At 66.6% G+C, this 13,401-nt stretch carries 12 protein-coding genes and 1 pseudogene; 2 read left to right on the forward strand and 11 right to left on the reverse strand.

What is annotated here, in order from left to right; translation table 11 throughout:
• Positions 1-277: 277 nt before the first annotated feature.
• From EV186_RS11965 to EV186_RS12005, 11 genes and pseudogenes are all read right to left on the reverse strand, one after another.
• Positions 278-970 (reverse strand): class II glutamine amidotransferase, encoded by a 693-nt coding sequence (locus tag EV186_RS11965; RefSeq protein ID WP_166659136.1) that lies wholly within the window; start codon positions 968-970, stop codon positions 278-280.
• Positions 971-1,023: 53 nt separating this feature from the next.
• Complete coding sequence (locus EV186_RS11970; protein WP_208115572.1) at positions 1,024-1,797, reverse strand: hypothetical protein; 774 nt, start codon at positions 1,795-1,797, stop codon at positions 1,024-1,026.
• Between the two features lie 551 nt (positions 1,798-2,348).
• Positions 2,349-2,813: a single-stranded DNA-binding protein gene (locus tag EV186_RS11975; RefSeq protein WP_133849305.1), complete on the reverse strand. Its 465-nt coding sequence runs from the start codon at positions 2,811-2,813 to the stop codon at positions 2,349-2,351.
• 228 nt (positions 2,814-3,041) lie between these two features.
• The gene (locus EV186_RS11980) at positions 3,042-3,521 is read right to left on the reverse strand and encodes a hypothetical protein (RefSeq protein WP_166659137.1); all 480 of its coding nucleotides are present in this window, start codon (positions 3,519-3,521) and stop codon (positions 3,042-3,044) included.
• A gap of 17 nt (positions 3,522-3,538) precedes the next feature.
• Positions 3,539-4,108, reverse strand: coding sequence for a hypothetical protein (locus EV186_RS11985; RefSeq protein ID WP_208115573.1), 570 nt, complete (start codon positions 4,106-4,108; stop codon positions 3,539-3,541).
• Positions 4,109-4,277: 169 nt separating this feature from the next.
• A complete protein-coding gene (locus tag EV186_RS11990) occupies positions 4,278-5,357 on the reverse strand; it encodes a DUF4192 domain-containing protein (protein ID WP_133849307.1) in 1,080 nt (359 codons plus the stop codon).
• Positions 5,358-5,811: 454 nt separating this feature from the next.
• Positions 5,812-6,789 (reverse strand): DNA-processing protein DprA, encoded by a 978-nt coding sequence (locus tag EV186_RS39900; RefSeq protein ID WP_243753982.1) that lies wholly within the window; start codon positions 6,787-6,789, stop codon positions 5,812-5,814.
• Complete coding sequence (locus tag EV186_RS39905; RefSeq protein ID WP_243753983.1) at positions 6,786-7,046, reverse strand: hypothetical protein; 261 nt, start codon at positions 7,044-7,046, stop codon at positions 6,786-6,788. Before EV186_RS39905 ends, EV186_RS39900 begins: the two co-directional genes overlap by 4 nt.
• 55 nt (positions 7,047-7,101) lie before the next feature.
• Positions 7,102-7,425, reverse strand: a pseudogene (locus tag EV186_RS40770) (magnesium chelatase domain-containing protein); the annotation flags it as partial.
• Entirely contained in the window at positions 7,422-8,387 is a 966-nt protein-coding gene (locus EV186_RS12000) for a bifunctional DNA primase/polymerase (RefSeq protein ID WP_243753984.1), read from the reverse strand. The gene EV186_RS12000 and the pseudogene EV186_RS40770, both read right to left, overlap by 4 nt.
• A gap of 132 nt (positions 8,388-8,519) precedes the next feature.
• A complete protein-coding gene (locus tag EV186_RS12005) occupies positions 8,520-9,992 on the reverse strand; it encodes a ParB/RepB/Spo0J family partition protein (RefSeq protein ID WP_133849309.1) in 1,473 nt (490 codons plus the stop codon).
• Positions 9,993-11,023: 1,031 nt separating this feature from the next.
• Here EV186_RS12005 and EV186_RS12010 point away from each other — a divergent pair.
• Together EV186_RS12010 and EV186_RS12015 are read left to right on the forward strand one after the other, a co-directional pair.
• Positions 11,024-11,980: an alpha/beta fold hydrolase gene (locus EV186_RS12010; RefSeq protein WP_166659139.1), complete on the forward strand. Its 957-nt coding sequence runs from the start codon at positions 11,024-11,026 to the stop codon at positions 11,978-11,980.
• 675 nt (positions 11,981-12,655) lie between these two features.
• Entirely contained in the window at positions 12,656-13,273 is a 618-nt protein-coding gene (locus EV186_RS12015; RefSeq protein ID WP_133849311.1) for a tetratricopeptide repeat protein, read from the forward strand.
• Positions 13,274-13,401 lie beyond the last annotated feature (128 nt).

Genomic DNA, 13,401 nt, shown 5'->3' on the forward strand with positions numbered 1-13,401 from the left:
GGCGAAGCCTCATCGCGGAGCCTGCGGAGCGACGCCGAAGGCGCCCTTTATCGGGAGCTCGGCCGTGGTAACCGGACTTGTGGCGCGTGACGGCGGTGAGCGGGTTGGAGTCGCGTCAAAGGCAGCACTGGCCGGCCGAAGGACGGCACCGTCTCCCCGACCGCGGAGGGAGGGGTTCTTGGTGGCGGAAGCGGCGGCGATTGCCCGGCAGCTGCGCTGTCGTGCGGCAAGCGAGACGGGTCGCCTGCGGCACGACAGCGGCTGCGCAACCTCTTGGTCAGGCTGACGCGGGTTCGGTCGGCCACCGGTCCCGCAGGTACTGCTCATAGCAGTCACAGACGCCGGACCAGGTCATGCATTCGGCACATGCACCACACACGCGGCAGTACCTGTCGTCCACGAGTGTGTCGACCTGTTCGCAACACCAGCACACGCCATCCCACGCCGTTCCGGCGGCGTACTGGCTCAGTCCGCTGCGGAAGTCGTTGTTGGAATACCAGATGCCGTCGTGCCAGAGTCCGCTTGTTTCGTTGATGAGGTAGACGTTGTAGCGATAGCGGCGGTTCACCGTGAGAATGACCAACTTGTTGCTCGCCGTGATCATCTTCGCGAGCCTGGCGCGAGAACGACGGTTGCTGAGGGGCCCCAACGGTTGGGCCGGCAGGTAATCCTCGGCGAGCACTCTGGTGTCGGACCGGTTGTCGCCGCGCACCGGTTGCAGGGCGGCCGGAAGCACACCGTTGTGCGCAAGGACCGTCTTGCGGTCGTTGCCGATCTGGAACGGGTGGCAGTTGTCGACCGTGACCGTGCCGTGGGTCGCCCAACGGCTGTGGAAGAGCGCTGGCCCATCCGGGTGCCGCTCTCGGGTTCGGACGAACGACTCGATCACGTCCGCCGCGTCCATGCCGCGTTCGACGACCAGGATGTCATCGGCGACGATGGCGTATCCGTGGCCCTGGTCGTTGATCACCGCGCCGTTGGCCAGCGCGCCCGGGTCGGGTGCCATTCCGGGCGGGAGGTAGGTCAGCATGCACATGCGAGGTCCGCCCACTCTTCGTTCAGCGGCTGGTACTCGGGATGGGCGGCAGTCCAGGCGAGAAAGGATGCCCAGCTCCAGCCGCTGCGGCGGTGAACGTCCGCGACCGTGAGACGACGGGTGTACTCGACCGAGGCGGCGGCGAGCGCTAGGGCGGCCTGGACCTCGCGTGGATCGAGGGAGCTAGCGAATACCCGCATCTCGTAGGTCTTGTCGGGCAACGTGTTGATCGCTCGATAGCGAGCGTCGCCCTTGAGCCCCTTGGCATAGGACCTGGCATTGGCGCGGTCTGCCGGGCGGAAGGACGCCCACTCGCCGCTTCGACGGCGGGCTATCCGGCAGACGGGGTTCTCGTTGCGGTAGATGAACTTCAGCCAGCGGTAGCGGTGCGCCGTGGAGTCGAAGCCCTCGCGGCTGACGTGCACATGAAGCCCGACGTCCTCTCCGTCGCAGCCAAGGTCCTGCAGGGCCGTCAACAGTTTCCAGGGAAAGTTCTGGATGGCCCACTCGTAGGACATGGGGTGGGTGACCAGCTCGAAACCCAGGCTGATGGAGCCGTCTTCCTTGAGGTACCCGAGCGAGCCGAGAGCTTCGACCGCCGTGTTCGCGCACTGGGAAACCCGGTCCCGGAGGCAGTTGATCTCAAGTTCCAGCCCGAGATAGAGGGGGCCTTCCCCGTGGAACTGAGGGAGCGGTTTGTACGAGTAGCTGTAGATCGTGTCGTACTCGTCGCTTTCGCGTTCGCAGCGATCGCAATACAACCCTGAGTTGATGAGGCCGTCACAGCGGTCGCAGGACCAGAAGCTCTCCGCGCAGCACTCGCAAATCGTTCCCTGGTCTACGGTGGCCCGGGGGTCGTCGGTGAGACCGTCGCATCGGTCACAGGGCGAGTAGTGGTGGTCTGCGCAGAGTCCGCAGATGGATCGGCCGGTGACCGTGCTGGTCGGGTCCGAGGTCAGGTAGTCGCAGCTGCTGCAGGTGGTGAAGCCGTCGTTGGCGCATGATGGGCAGATGAGTTCGTGTCCGGTGGTGGCACGAGTCTGGTCGGTCCAAGCGCCACATCGGGAGCACGAAGTGCTGGGTCGACCGCACGACGGGCAGCGTCGGCTGTCGTCGCGCACGGTTGGACCGCCCTCGAGTGGGTGGTCACACGCATGGCATCGCCGTGCGTCGGATACGGTTGAGCTGGGCATGCCGGATCCTTTTCATCCGAAATGTCAAGGGCTCTGCCGGAACGGCAATTCCGGCAGAGCCCGCTTTTCTAGGTGGCGGTCAGAGGCGGACGCTCGTGGGCGTCCGCCCCTGAGTCCAGTTACGCGTTCGCGCCGGCCAACTCGCGGTCGTTCGCGGATGCGTCCTCGGCTGCGCGGGCGGTGTCCGAGTCGGGAGCAGCCGCCTCGGCCTGAGTCGCGCGCGTGACCTTGTTGACCTTCGCAGTGGCGTAGCGCAGGGACGGCCCGATCTCGTCGACGTCCATCTCGACGACCGTGCGGCTGCCGCCCTCGCGGGTGTCGAAGGTCCGCTGCTTGAGCCGGCCGGTCACGACGACGCGTGCGCCTCGGCCGAGCGACTCTGCGACGTTCTCGGCGTACTGGTTCCAGATGGCGCAGCGCATGAACAGGGGCTGGCCGTCGGTCCATTCGCCGGCGTGCCGGTCGAAGATGCGGGGCGTGGACGCGACCGTGAAGTTCGCCACCGCGCTACCTGAGGGCGTGTAGCGCAGCTCCGGGTCCGCGGTGAGGTTGCCGACGATGGTCGTGGTGGGTTCTCCGGACATGATTGCCTCCTGATTGGTTGCTGGAATCACAGCAATCGAGCTCCCTCGCCCCCAACACCCGGAGGGCGCGGGATCGAGGTGTGGTCGATCTGTGGTTGGCCGATCAGGTGGCGTTGGTGGGTCAAGGGTCTTTTCACCTTGACCCACCAACGCCATCTGATTTGCTTGTCGCGGATCGGCGGCTCCTCGGTCACGAACCCGAGCCTCTTATCGACGACGCAGTCGGGACTAGCGAGCGACGCTGCCGAAGAACAACCATCCCGTGTGGACCGATGCCCCGATGGTGTGGACTACTGCTGTTCCGTAACGGACTTTGCCGTTCTCGTCGAGCACCCAGCTCGGCTTGATGATCGCGTCGGCGACCTTCTCGCCCTTGGTCAGTCGCTTGCTCAGTTCGTTGGTGATGACGTTCGTGGGGTTGTCACATGCTTCTGCCGAGAGGTCGATGAGAAGAGCGCGTCGGCCACCTGTGACGGGTATGGCGCCGGCCGGTCCGCGCGGATCACCGAACGGCTCTTGTCGTAGCAGATGCCATGAGAGGCTCAGGGCGCGGTCCATCGGCAGCGGGTAGTCCGATACCACCTGGTAGTTCGGCTTGTCGGCCAGGGTGTGCCGACGTGGCCACGATCGCTCGGCCTTGCTGTCGTGGACGGAAACCGCATGCGCGGCGACAAATGCCGAGGCTGCGTCCCTCCCGTCCTGGAACACGTGAAAGGTACGGGTTCTCATGGTTGCGGCCCCGCTCGACTGGTCTCGGCATCCAGGGTTTCCGGCAGGCTCCTCACGAGCAGGTCGAGGAGGGCTGCAGATCGACCGATCGGGCGGATGCGAAGCGGCTCGATGTGCTGGTAGGACGCGACCGTGAGTCCGTTGCGGACGCCGATCTCGTAGTTGGTCAGCCATATCGCGAACCACGATTCCGCGGGCGCTCCGAGGCGGCGCTCGAGGTCGCTGCCAACGACCATGGTGTCGTCAACGGGATGGGGTGATCTCCGGTAATGCGCCGATCGCCCTGCAACCATGGGACACGCGGTCGCGGTGTATGCGGCGCATTGTGGGTGAAGCGCGGGTTCGACGGTGCATCGCGACGCCAGATCCGACCCGCGCATCAGGAGCACGATCCGCGCGGGCGTGGAATCGTCGGGCTGCCCGCGGAGTGGCCGGCCGCACACTCCGCACAGGTACCGCCTGATGGCGTGGTCAGCGCGTGCCTGGTCGATAGCTCCGAGCAGGTGCTGACCGTTGTCACGGCGCGGCGTGATCCACGGGATGACAAGGCCCGCTGCTTGAGGCATGGGGGCTAGGTGCGCAGGGATCGGCGGTTTGTATTGCATTTGGGGTTCCCTGATATCGAGTTGATGTGGTGCGCTTCAGCCGCGATGAGGTCCGGTTGGGTGGTGAACAAGTCCAGACATGCTGGGCGGGCAAACGATCAATGCCCGCCCGGACGCTGCAGTCGGGTCGCTACCCGACGTCGTCAGTCCTGGCGTCGCCGGATGCCGACTCCGTGGTCGTTTCGGCGAGGATCGCAAGAACCTTTCGCCTCGGTAGACCCATCCGGAGAGCCTGGTCGAGCACGGAGGCCAATCCGTGGTGGGGATCTGCATCCAATGCGACATCTACGGCCGCTCTCGCGAGCACGCCCTTGCCTTGGGCGTAGGCGCTGACAGCGAGAAGACACGCGGGTTCGGCTCGCCATGGGCCGGGCGTGGCTTTCGTCAGCGCGATCCACAGGCGTTCGGCGTCGTGAGCGCGGTCGTCGAGTGCCATGCCCATGCAGACCGTGCGGACGGCCGGGGGCCTGAGCGCGGCGATCAAGTCGGCGACGTGGTCCGCTCCGTCCGGCTGGGTCAACTCGTGGGTGTTGGCCATTGCGTCCATGAACAGCTGTACCGCGGCTGCCGTGTTCGTGTTGGGCGCGAGGTGTGCGCGCGCTTCCAGGGCGGCTTCGGTTCGGCGCAGCGTGTCTGACGGGACCGGCTCCAGCATGACGACCAGCTCATCGCGATCGCGCAAAGTCACGTCACCACTGACAGCCGAGGCCATCGCCAGTGCGGTGCTCCGCACATCGGGAAGCTCGCCTGTGCAACTCGGGTCTTCGTAGCACCACCACCTCTGGCCGGTCTCGATTCGCGGCGTCCAGACCGCTCGCACGACATCGATCTCCGCGTCGGCCAAGGCAGCGGTGAGGGCGTCAACGAGCGACCGGTGTGGCAGACCGTCCTTCGACGGTTCGGTCCAGCCACCAGGCGGTGTGTTCGGGTCATGGCGCGATGAACCGACAAGCACCAACGTGGCGGATACGACGTCGTTGATGATCAGCGGTTGGAGGAGAGAGCGCGCGGTGAGCTCGTAGTACTGCGGCGGAGGGAGATCGATGCGAACTGTGACGCCGAGCCGTGGTGGATCGCCGGCCGTTACCGTGACCAAGACCAGTGAGTCCTGGGGGTAGAAACCAAGCAGATGTGGCACGTTCGATGTGACGCTGGCGGGATCACCGATGCGGAGTTGAATCGGCGTATTCCACAATGGATTGTCGTTCATGACTATCTCCTTTGAAGTTGTGACGTGGGTCGGGTGCGGACAGGCAGCGGCTTGCCTCCACCTGGTGGTGGCGGGAATCAGCCCAGTTGCGCGACGGGATCGCCAGCGGCGTCGAACACCGTGGCCGTGGCGCCTTGACCGAATGCCGAGACGACATCTGCGCCCGCTTCATGGGCATGGCGCTGGGGGTCGATGACGACGTTGCCCGAGCACGCCCGCGGCGGGGCTCGCCGCCGGCGGTTCTCGTTCGCTCGATCGGGTGTGATCGCCGAAGGCGACCCGGAGGGCTTGTCTCACCCGATCAAGCGGGCGAAGGTTCGTCGGCGGTCCCGAAGGGACCCCGCTGGGGGCGTGCTCCGCTCGGGCGTCATCGGCATACCCAGTGCGGGCTTCACGGTGACGACCCCGGTCAACAGGGTCCGGCCACAGCTGCGGCTACGCCGAACCGAGCCTGTTATTCCGATCGGCTGCCTGGGGCAACGGGAAAGCCGCAGGTCTGCCAGACGTGTTCGGCGCTGCCCACCGCGACAGCCTGGCCGTGGCGAAGCAGCTCGAGGCAGCCGCTCGACATCACTGAGGTGATCGGGCCGGGCACCACCATCACTGGCCGCCCGAGAGCGCAGGCGGTGGCTGCGGCGTCAACTGGGCCGCGGCGACGCAAGGATTCGACCACGACCAGGCCGCCGGTGGCGCCGGCGATCAGGCGCCTCGCTAGGTGGTGGCGTCGTCGTGTGGGCTGCGCGGTCGGTGGATATTCGCTGATCACCAGGCCGCTGTCGGCGATCTGGTCGATCAGTGGTCCGTTGCTGTGCGGGTGGGTGACAGCGATGCCATTCGCAAGTACGGCGATCGTGGAGCCGAGAGCGGCATGTGCGCCGCGGTGCGCCGCGGCGTCGATGCCGTGACCGGTGCCGGCGACGATCACAGCGCCGAGCTTGGCCAAGTCGTGTCCGAACTCGGTCGCGACCTGAGCTCCGTATTCGGTGGCGGCACGAGCTCCGACGATCGAGATCGCGCAGGTCAGTGCGTGGCCGAGGTCGGCGGTTCCGCGGACCCAGAGCCCGAGAGGCACGCCGTGCCGGTGCGGGTCTTCGTGGGTCGTGGTCAGCGGCCGCAGTGCTTCGGCCGGCCAGTCGGGGTCCTCGGGGATCAGCAATCGCGCATCGGCAGCACTGGCGCAGGCGAACTGTTCGCTGACCGGGACCATGCGGTGGTGGGCTGTGCGTGGCGTTGCCTCGTCGATGACGCATGAGGGCGCGGTGCCGTCCCGTACTCGCATCGCTGCCTCGATGGGCCCCACCATCTGCACGAATGCCCGCAACGCGTGGCCCGGTGGTTCCGTGATGCTCATCAGGTAGGCCCGCGCCTGCCTGATTTCGTCGTCGTCGTCGCGCCGGGCGCCGGTGTTCGCGGGGTGGCCGTGGACGTTCATCTCGGGTCCTTTCCGGTGTTTCCACTGTCTCCGTGGCGGTCGCGGTCGTCGACGTGCTGGATGTGGGTCAGCGCGGCGCCGTCCCCGTCCATCCATGCGAGGACGTCGGCCAGCTGCGCTGCGCCGAAGATCTCGATCCCGGTGACCGTGGATGCCTCGTCTTCGTCGACGGACGGGACGACTGCGCGGATCAACCCGGCATGGCGTGCTGCTCGTAGTCGGGAAGCGATCTCGGGAATGTGGCGGATCCCCCCCATGGATGGCGAGTTCGCCAAGCAGCAGCGTCTTCTTCAGTGGTTCGGGTGAGGCAAAGCCCGCAGCTGCCATGACCGCGCACGCGGCCGCGAGGTCATGCGACGAGGCTTGCTTGATCAGAGCGCGTGGTGCCACATCTATGTGGATGAGGCCGTCTGGCCACTGTGAGCCGCTGTTGCGTACCGCCGCTCGAACGCGGTCGACGAACTCTCTTGTCTGCATGGGAGCCAATCCATCGACCATGGTGGCTGGCGTGTGACCGATGTGGATGGTTGTGGTGATTGCGACGAGCGAGCCCAGGGTCCGGTGCGGTTCGGCGGACCATGCTCGTCCGTCCTCCGAACACGTGGTGATCGTGTGCAGGGCACGGTTGACGGTCATCGGTGACGCTCCTTTGTGGACCGGTGCCGCTGATGGGACTCCGGTCGTGTCGTCGGCTGGGACGACAATTCGCGGGGATGTTTGATGCCTGCGGCCAATCCGTCGTGAATCGTGCGTTTGGCCTCGGCGAGGGTCCATTCGTCGACTCCGAGGTGCGCGGCGGCGGCCTCGTTCAGCACGGCGACCGCCTGGTGGTGGGGCAGTTCGCCGCCGCCGACCAGCCGACCCAGGGTGTAGGCGGCCAGGTTGAGGGTGTGGTGCCGGGTTCCGGGCTCGGCGTGCCGGACGTTGTGCGCCACATGAGCCACGTACGCGTCCATGCGCTGGATCGGAGCGGCGTGTGGCAGCGGTATCCGGCCGGGTTCGTCCAGCGGCTGCGTGGTGAGCTTGGCCAACAGCCATTGCGGCAGGCGCGTGATCGAGGCGTTGTTGGTGACGACATACGACCCGCCCGGACGCACGGAGCCGGCGGCCACCACATACCCGCCGATTCCGCGGGTGTCGATGCGCCAGCCGAGACGTCCGACGGTGTTCCGCAGCTTGGCGTGGCCCGCGGGCATCGCGAAGTAGAGGTGTTCGCCGTTCGTCGGCGTTGTCACCGTGAACGTGTCCGATGGGTAAGGTTCTCCGGCGGCCGCCGCCAACCGGGTCAGGACATCACGGCCATGGGCGGCGCCTTCCGATCCGGGCGGTGGTTGGTGGCCGTGCCCGTCATCGAGGTCGATCACGTACAGACCACTTGGCTCGCAGGCGATTCCGATGTTGAAGGGGCGCCGTGCCCACTGCTCTCGGATCAAGTCGCCGGAGCGGGTGGCAGCGCCCTGCCACCGGCGAAACGCCGGCTTCTTGGACATCGGAGCCAAGGGAAAGACGAAGTGACCTGCGTCGGCGGCAGCCAATGCTGCACACAGCAAGGTTTCCCTGTGCTCGGCGGGGTTGGCGGGCGAGCTCGGGCTGTTCATGGTTGCTCCGATCAACATGCCGCGTGCGGGCGGCGATCGGTGTGGGTCGGGTCGATCGGGGCCGGGTGCCGGCGGTTCCGTACCGCGACGGCACCCGGCCGGAGCGACCACAGCGGTCGCTTGCGGCGACGGTCAGGCGGCCACAGATTCGCCAGAAGATTCGTCGTCGGTGTCCGCGTCGTCTTCAGCGGCGGCGGCGGGCTCGGCGAGATGCGGCCACTGGTCGGCGTCGACGGTGGGATCGAGGACCAGCTGTTCCACCAGGGACGGCTTGTAGCCGAGGTCGCGCAGCGCGGCGAAATAGAGCTTGTCGTCGTCGTAGGGCGATCGCCAGGTGTTGACCGTGTAGTCGGAGTCGTACCGCTGCTCGAACGCGCCGAGGATGACGGCGAGGATCATCATCTGCAGGTCTGCCGCGCTCGCACGACCGGCCTTGCCCAGAATTGGGTGCCGACGTCCAGGTGCCGGCCGCTTGAGGCCCAGCAGCTGGCTGGCAAGCGTCGACTTGGATCCGATGCCGGCCTGCAGCTGCGAGTCGCTCTGCAGCAGGGCGGTGAGCGTGTGCTGGTACACGCGTTTCGGGGCCGCCTTGCCTCGCACGAGGTTCTGCAAGAACTTCCGCCTGACCGGGAGCGCTGCTCGCCATGCCTTGTTGTTTTCACGGACGCGGCGAGCTTCGGCCTTGTCGAGCTCTGTCATGGTCCGTGAGGCATTGCCGTTCCTGGCACGATGCCGGTTGAGATGGCCGTGCCGTTCGGGGTTGAGGCAGCCGTAGGTGGTGTGCACGCTGCCGGCGTAGGTGATGCGGACGGTGGCGGCCTGGCCTGGGCAACCGGCGTGGTCGTCGGAGGTCAGGGGCTCGCGATCCTTGCTCATCAGACTGGTGAGCGGGAAGAACTCCGAGGTGTGTTCATCGACAACGGCCAGTCCCAGTTCGGTGAGCCTGCTGGTCTCGGCCTCGACGAGTTCCCGCTCCTGTCGGTCTTGGCGCAGGCGCGATACCCGGTGGTCGAAGCCGTCCGGGTCCGAGTCCAGGGTCTGCTGCAACTCGGCCAGCGCATTCTCGTCGTCGTCGAACTCAGCGACCGCGGCTCCCTGGAAGAGGTCGAGTTGCGGGTGCTCAACGAGAACTTGCACCGCCTTCGCGCTTCGAGCGACCTTCAGGCCGGCCACGACGTCGTCTGGTTGTGTGACGAGTTCCGAGGCGATGGCGTCCTCGGACATCCCCGACAACGACAGTTGTTCCAGCACTCGCACCTTGTCGGCGGCGCCGAATCCCTGGCGGTGCTCGTTGAGGATCCACTGGTGGATCAGGCGACGGCTGTGCGGCTCGTCATCGGTGTCGGTGACCAGTACCGGGATGGTCGGGTGCCGGTCGACGTGCTTGATGGCGGTCAGGGTTCGGCAGAACCCATCCTTCACGCGCAACTTTCCATTGTGATCGCGATGGGCCACCACGGGGAGGAGGACGCCGTGCTGTTCCACGCTGGCCAGGTCGGGCCGGGCTGCTTCGATGTCGTCGACCGTCCGCGGATTGCCTTCCAAGACCAGCTCCCGCGGGTCGATCTCCAGAATCTGTGCGCCTCTCCACGTCTGTGCACTCACGATCGGACCTTTCTGATGATGTCGTGGCGAGCGGATCTCGCCACGACCCCGGCAGGTCCAGTCGGCACTTCCCTCAATCGGGTTCGATCGCCGTGCTGCCCTGTCGGGTGGACGCAGGCGATCGGCGCCGGTGCCCGCACCGCTGTCAACCCCAGCGAAGCGGGTTGACAGCGGGGCAAGGGCATCGGCGACCGTTCGCTGCGCCACCCCGACGGGCAGCCGGAATCCGCCTGCTATCAGATCGTCAACGCCGCAGCGCCGGCCAAGGCAGCCGAAGTGATCACCGTTGCGATACGCCGTGCTCTATTCCTACCCACACTTCTCCTCCGTGTTGTGACCGTATACGAACGGCCGACATCAATGACCCGAACGTACGAGTTATGGATAGCCACGTCAAAGCCGTCGACACTCTGGAACCATCCGGGATTTGGGAGTCTCCAGATGCAGGAAGAACAGCCATCGCAAGGCTCCCTTAGTCGATTCACGCGCTGGCCGTACCGGAAAACGAGCCAAGGGCCACGCGGGAAGACGTGGCCCTTGGCCTTGCGCGGAGCAGCGGCGCATACGCTCGCTGCCAGGACGCTCACGTTCGGCTTGACCGGTCGCGAGACCCCCTATGCCGTCTCTACCGCGCACCACCCACCATGAAGGTGCGTCGGCAGGTTGTCGCCCCCGCGCGGGCGCTGTGGCCATTTCTTGGGCGCGCAACGCCCCGACCAGCCACATTTACGGTCGGCATTCGGCGCGGCGTGGCCAATAGTGGCCACCATTAGGCCACGACAACTGCGGCCGGTCGCGTACGGCACGGTTCTGAAGGGCTGATGCGAATGCCAGTCTTGCGTGGACTCACGACGGGTGGGTGAAAGGTCGATTCAACTGGGGGCAGAGTGAATTCTGTTCATGCGGAGAAGGCACGATTGGGCGTGTCCGCAATGCGGCGCGACCGGCGACGTCGTGGGCTGCGCAGTCTGGTGGCGGTCTTGGTTTCGGCGGTCGGCCTCGGCGTCCAGCCTGTGGCACCCGCAGGCGCCATGGCGTCAGACGTCAACGCCGCGGCGTGCCGGGATGTGACCGTGCCGATTCAGCAGTCCGCGGCGCGGTGGCAGGTCCACGGACGGTTGTGCGCGCCGAGCGGGGCGACGACCATCCAGGTTCTTGTTCCCGGCGCCACCTACAACTCCTTGTACTGGGACTTCCCCGGCGGCCCGTCGTATGTGCACGACGCAAATACGTCTGGCTACGCGACCTTGGCCATCGATCGGCTCGGTACCGGGCAAAGCAGCCACCCATCGGGTCTGGCGTTGAGCGGTGACCTCGAGGCCGAGGTCGTCCACCGGCTGGTGCAGTTGCTGCGGGCGGGCCAGATCGGGTCGAAGCCGTGGCGTCGGGTCGTCGTGATGGGGCACTCGATGGGTTCGTTGATCACGATCCTCGAGGAATCCCGTTGGCATGACGCCGACGCGGTCGTGCTCACCGGGTTGCTGCACAGCATGCCGGTCGCGTCGCTGCTGACGATCCTCACCCGGGATGTGTACCCGGCACTGCTGGATCCCGCCTTCGGTCTCGGCGCTGACCCGCTGTCGTTGACGACGATCCCTGGCCGCCGTGGCCCCGCCTTCCATGCCGCTGGCGACGTGGATCCCGCGGTCGTGCAACGGGATGAAGCGACGAAGGACGTCGTTCCGGGCAAGGAGCTCGTCGACGTCGTGGTGAAGGGTTTCATCCTGCAGGCCGGCCGTGGCATCACCGCGCCGGTGATGGTCGCGGTCGGACAGTCCGACGGGATCTTCTGCGCCCCTGCCCCAGGCGGGGCGGACTGCTCCAGCGCTGCTGCCCTGAAACGCGCGGAAGGACCTGCGTATCCGTCCGCGGCCTCCTTGACGACGTTCGTGCTTCCTGGCGCGGGTCACGACCTGCAGCTGGCTCGCAACGCGGCGGCGTTCAGTTCCGCTGCCAGCGCTTGGATCCACGCCAACGTTCCCGCCTAGCATTTCGCCTCTGATCGTAGTCCGCCGCCACGTTCGCCCCGCCAACACGCTGGTATGAGCCAGCTTCATGGGTGCGGACGTGGCGGCGCTCTTGCGGCTGGTGCCGCATATGAAGGACGACGGGCAGGTGTCGACTTCGGACTGTCCCGTAGGACGCGGCGGGTCGGAAGCGACCACGAGCCGGGCGCATGGGTTTGGTCTCGCCACCGGCAGCAGCTGAGGGCCATGACCGGTCCGGCGCGAAAGCAATGATGCCACCTACGTCATCGAAAAGTCGGAACCCATCAAGGTTGATGCGCTCCTCCAGCGCGTCCACTACCAGCCGCAGCCAGTTGATCGCCGCCTGCCGCACGCGGTCGTCCACCGTCGCCAGCAGCGCGGGGTGCACGTGGCTGAGTGACTGCCGTCCCTCGTAGTATCTCAACAGAGCCATTAAGTCCGGCAATTCTCCGTTGTGCGCGCCCAATAGCCGGGCTAACTGGCGTTGGTCCAATTTCGCCGGGCGGACGGTCGCTGCGCATAGCTCACTCGATGTCTTTATCTTCCTGCCGTGCGCTTTTATGGGGCTGACCGGCGGGAGCTGTGGCCAATGCTTCGGCGAGCCGACGGAATGAGCTACCCGAAGCTCCTGGAACGGCTCAGCCGCACCGCCTTGGCCTCGGGTAACCTGAGTGAGTGGCCTTCTTCCGGCGGAAATCGCGACACGCCATCGACACCGGTCGTCGCCTGCACCAGGGCGGCGACCTCGACAGCGCCCGGCGCGCATACCAGCGGGCCGCCGATTCCGGCGACCTGCACGCCGCACCGGCAGGTCAGTGGAACCTGGGCATGCTGGCCCGGGATGCGGGCGACGACGCCGCGGCCCGCGAGCACTATCGGCGGACCATCGAGTCCGGGCACCCGGCGTGGTCACTGCGGGCGGCCCTTGCCCTGGGACAACTGCATGAAGATCACGGCGAGGTCGACAAGGCCATCGCCCGGTACGAATGGGCGGTCGACTCCGGCACCCGTGCCCCCGAAGAAGGCACCGATGTCTTCGTCCGCCAAGCGGTGGCCAAGCTGGACGTGGTGCTGACGCAGCGGGGCGAGCACGCGAAGGCTCAGGCGCTGCACGACCGCGTAACCCGCGGCCTGCCGGAAGAACGGGCGCGGTTCCTACTGAACCGGTCGCACGAACTCGAGACCCGCGGGGACGTCGAGGGCAGCACAGCGGCCCTGCGCGAGGCGGTCGCGATCGGCGCCCCGACCCTGTCCGCGCGGGCGGCGCAGTTGTTGGCCCTGCGGGACTGCTGAGGAATTGCGCCGGAGAAACCGGAACGCCGTTGACGACGTGCGGCGGTAGCTGCTGCAGAACCAGCTCGGGTCTGCGCATGCGAGAGCCGGCAGGCACGTAGGAACTCGTGGATCTGTTCCGGCTTCGT

The organism is Labedaea rhizosphaerae, from assembly GCF_004362825.1.
GTDB lineage: Bacteria > Actinomycetota > Actinomycetes > Mycobacteriales > Pseudonocardiaceae > Labedaea > Labedaea rhizosphaerae.

Bases quoted from the DNA above. Each gene is read 5' to 3' on its own strand.
- EV186_RS11975 (WP_133849305.1), bottom strand. From the start codon at position 2,813: ATGTCCGGAGAACCCACCACGACCATCGTCGGCAACCTCACCGCGGAC.
- EV186_RS11985 (WP_208115573.1), bottom strand. From the start codon at position 4,108: ATGCCTCAAGCAGCGGGCCTTGTCATCCCGTGGATCACGCCGCGCCGT.
- EV186_RS11990 (WP_133849307.1), bottom strand. From the start codon at position 5,357: ATGAACGACAATCCATTGTGGAATACGCCGATTCAACTCCGCATCGGT.
- EV186_RS39900 (WP_243753982.1), bottom strand. From the start codon at position 6,789: ATGAACGTCCACGGCCACCCCGCGAACACCGGCGCCCGGCGCGACGAC.
- EV186_RS39905 (WP_243753983.1), bottom strand. From the start codon at position 7,046: ATGGGGGGGATCCGCCACATTCCCGAGATCGCTTCCCGACTACGAGCA.
- EV186_RS12000 (WP_243753984.1), bottom strand. From the start codon at position 8,387: ATGAACAGCCCGAGCTCGCCCGCCAACCCCGCCGAGCACAGGGAAACC.
- EV186_RS12010 (WP_166659139.1), top strand. From the start codon at position 11,024: ATGGCGTCAGACGTCAACGCCGCGGCGTGCCGGGATGTGACCGTGCCG.